Below are 3,735 nucleotides of genomic sequence, written 5' to 3'. Positions count from 1 at the left end.
GCGCCCAATTTGCGCAGGTTCCGAATGCCCCTCGCATCGTCTCGTTTAATGCGCTCCTCATTTACGGGTTATCTAGTTATCACTTTTGACGTCCCATTTCCCAATTCCTTGATAGACCCAATAGTGCAAGACATGACAGATTTGTCATTTCTCCGACGGCTGAATGACTGAATTGCTGCCCTAACATTTCGCGGCGGATGTACCAGAGGATGATGTCGAGCTTGAACTAGCAGCGTTCCAAATCGATGATCACGGTTTCGCGATCTGACACGTCCGCACGGCCCTGCTTAAAAAAGGAATTAATGGTGAAAAGATCTAAGGCTCAACTCTCAGTAAGCATTCTTTCGATGATCTCGGCTATCGCGATCGGTCAAGCCGCATTTGCAGAAGGCATGACGCGCGATACCGGCCAACCGGTCGGCGACAACCAGAATTCCCAGACCGCAGGTCCCGAAGGTCCGGTTCTTCTGCAGGACTCGAATCTCATCGAGAAACTGCAGCGCTTCGATCGCGAGCGCATTCCGGAGCGCGTTGTTCACGCACGCGGCACGGGCATTTTTGGCGAATTCGTTCCCAGCGCCGACATCAGCTCGTTGACCACCGCGAAGGTGTTCACGCCGGGCACGAAGACGCCGGTGTTCGTGCGGTTCTCGACGGTGATGGGCTATCGCGGATCCCCGGAGCAGGCTCGCGACCCGCGCGGCTTCGCGATCAAGTTCTACACGCAGCAAGGCAACTGGGACATGGTCGGCATCAACTGGCCGGTGTTCTTTATCCGTGACGCCATCAAGTTCCCGGACTTCGTGCATGCGAACAAGCCGTCGGCAGTGACCGGCGTGCAGGACCCGAACCTCGCGTTCGACTTCTTCGCTCACTCACCCGAAGCGACCAACATGCTGACCCATCTCTACACGGATGAGGGCATGCCCGACTCGTACCGTCACATGGATGGCTTCGGCGTGCACGCGTTCAAGTTCGTCAACGCGAAGGGCGAAGTGCACTACGTGAAGTTCCACTGGAAGAGCCGCCAGGGCATCGAAGGCATTCGTCCACAGGACATTCCGCATTCGATCGGCGCGGACTGGAACCTGATGACCAACGACCTGTACAACTCGGTCAAGGCACACTCGTATCCGCAGTGGGACCTGTATATCCAGGTGATGTCGCCGAAGGATCTGGCCAAGTACGACTTCGACCCCCTGGACGACACGAAGGTATGGCCGACGTCGATTGCTGAGCAAAAGGTCGGCACCATGACGCTCAACCGTGTTCCGGATAACTACTTCCAGTCCACGGAAGAATCCGCGTTTGCGCCGTCGCGCCTCGTGCCGGGCATCGAGCCTTCCGAAGACCGGATGTTGCAAGGGCGTCTCTTCGCCTACGCGGACACTCAGATGTACCGCCTTGGACCGAACTACAACGACCTGCCGATCAACCGCCCGGTCGTCCCGGTGGACAACAACAACCAGGACGGCTTGATGAATACCGGCGACCGCAAGGGTGAAGTCAATTACGAGCCCTCCGGTATCAACGAAATCCCCGAGCAGCCGAAGTACAAGTCCGTGCGGACGATGTTGCTGGGTTCGACCCAGCAACAGGCGATCCACAAGACGCTCGACTTCCGTCAGGCTGGCGAGTATTACCGCAGCCTGTCTGACCAGGACAAGACGGATCTGGTGACTGCCCTCTCGGCCGATCTCTCTCACGTAACTAACGACGCGAACAAGTATACGATGCTGTCGTACTTCTACAAGGCTGATTCCGACTACGGAACCCGTCTGGTGCAGGCGACGCACGCCGACGTCGCGCGGGTCCAGGGTCTAGCGGCACACCTGAGCGATAACTAGAGAGCGGCCTTGGTTTTCGCCGCCGGTGCCGCGCACGTATGGTGCTAACCGGAACCGCACCTTTGCGGTCGGCGGGCGCGCAAAGCCATGCGAGTGCTGCCGACGCGTGGCAGTATGCTGGCGCAACGCAGTGACCTGTCGCGCAACAGATGCCGCACCACGTTCTTCGGCCAGTTGGGGGGTGCAGGATGTGATCTAGAAGGGTGGTCGCCACATTGCCCGGCACAGGAGGGCTTGCACAACTTGGGGCGGTTCCCAGGGAGGGCCGCTCGAGCATCTGTCTGCGGCACCGGCTTCGTGTGGGGTACGCTGATCGGTATCGCAACGGCGGGAGCAAACCATGCGATTGATCATTGAAGCAAAGTTGGCCGACGGGGACAGCGACACGGTCGATGACGGTGTGCGGCCGAACTCACGGTACATGAGGGTAGCTAACTTATGCGGTAACGCGCTCCAGCATCGGAGTGTACGGCAGGCTTTCCCACGCCTCGAAGGCTTGGGTGCGTAGCGCGCGTTTCTACGCTGCATCGGTGTGGCACCGGCAGTGCATGAACAGATTGGCCGCCTGATCGTGGGCCGAAGCAAATCGTTGCAGATGTCGCGCCGACTTGAAGCGGCGCATCACCTTCTCACGTACCCGCGTTGGCTGAGCTGGATTTTCCGCCCGGCTGTTCAACCCTTTGTGCTGCTGGTGCTTCGTGTTCAGCCCGAGATCGCTGTTTCCTGCGGCGTAGTTCGTGAGCCTGTCGGTGATCACGACACGCGGCGCATGCCCGTGTCCCAGAGTAATTTACGCATAAGGCGCCTGGCTGCGTGCCTGGCGCGCTGGCTCTGCACGAGCACGTCGGGTACTGCTCCGTGTTGATCCACGGCGCGCCACAGTCAGCGCTTCTTGGCATGATGGTGATCACCACCTCATCGAGGTGCCACTTGTCGCCTTGGGCTAGCGCGGTAGAGCGGATGCGTCGAGCAATGCCCAGCCCGAACTTCACTGACCAGCGTTTCACAGTCTCGTAATTGAGTTCTATGCTGCGCGCAGCAAGCAACTCCTCGACCATGTGCAGACTCAGCGGAAAACGGTAGTACAGCCACACCGCATAGCTGATCACGTCGGGCGGGAATCGGTAGCCGGCAAAGGAGATAGCGTCGGTTGCAGATGCGCCTTGGTGAATGCGGTTCGTGTCATGCCCGCAATTGTCGCTGCATTTCCGGCAACATGCCATCAACGTGGCAGTACCCGCGTGCTTACGTCGACCGGCGGCACCGCGTCGACTCGCCCCATTCAAATAGCCCGGTCAACGAACGCTTGGCGTGCCTAAATTGCAGGATCCTGATACGATCGCAATGAGGTATCACTTCGCCATCAGGCGAGCGCACGCTGGCAAAAAGCTCCAGCGGATCTAAACTGCCATTGCCCATGAACTCAGTCCACTTCGTCTTCGCGGTGGGCAATCTCGTACGTATGGGACCCGACGTCTCACTTCCCGGACGCGTGCAGTGTCCGTGGAAACAGGCAGACGGGCGACTTCACATGCATATTCTGATTGCGGCAGGGCACGCCTGCGTAGTCGACTACTGTGCCATCCGATGTCTGTCGGTTTTGGGCGGGGCGGCGCGATTGCGACTGCGTCGCGCAACCGGCCAGCACGATCGCAAACGCAAGAATTGTACAAAGTCGTTTCATGACCTGTGTTATCGCGGTTGGTTTGACGCGAACGTCGAGCCGAGCGAATCGGACCGATTCCACCAGCCACCGCCCACGGCCTGGAACAAGGCCGCCGTATCCGCCAGTCTGGCGGCCCTTGCCTGTATCGACGCAATGCGTGCCATTTGCCAGGTCTGCTGCGCGCTCAGCACTGACAGATAGGACGCTTCGCCTGAGCGCAGC

At 59.2% G+C, this 3,735-nt stretch carries 1 protein-coding gene and 2 pseudogenes; 1 reads left to right on the top strand and 2 read right to left on the bottom strand.

Translation table 11 applies throughout. The annotated features are described in order from the left end of the window. Positions 1 to 347 precede the first annotated feature (347 nt). Positions 348 to 1,847: a catalase gene (locus tag P0D89_RS51455; protein WP_408370656.1), complete on the top strand. Its 1,500-nt coding sequence runs from the start codon at positions 348 to 350 to the stop codon at positions 1,845 to 1,847. A gap of 550 nt (positions 1,848 to 2,397) precedes the next feature. Here the strand turns inward: P0D89_RS51455 and P0D89_RS51450 are convergent. After that, positions 2,398 to 2,989 (bottom strand): annotated as a pseudogene (locus P0D89_RS51450) (IS6 family transposase); the annotation flags it as partial. Between the two features lie 550 nt (positions 2,990 to 3,539). Next, positions 3,540 to 3,735, bottom strand: a pseudogene (locus tag P0D89_RS51445) (histidine kinase); the annotation flags it as partial.

The sequence above is a fragment of the Paraburkholderia sp. RL18-085-BIA-A genome (genome assembly GCF_046027075.1).
Classification (GTDB): Bacteria; Pseudomonadota; Gammaproteobacteria; order Burkholderiales; family Burkholderiaceae; genus Paraburkholderia.
Note: the sequence above shows the minus strand (reverse complement) of the source record. Positions and strands in the feature narration are given on the sequence as shown.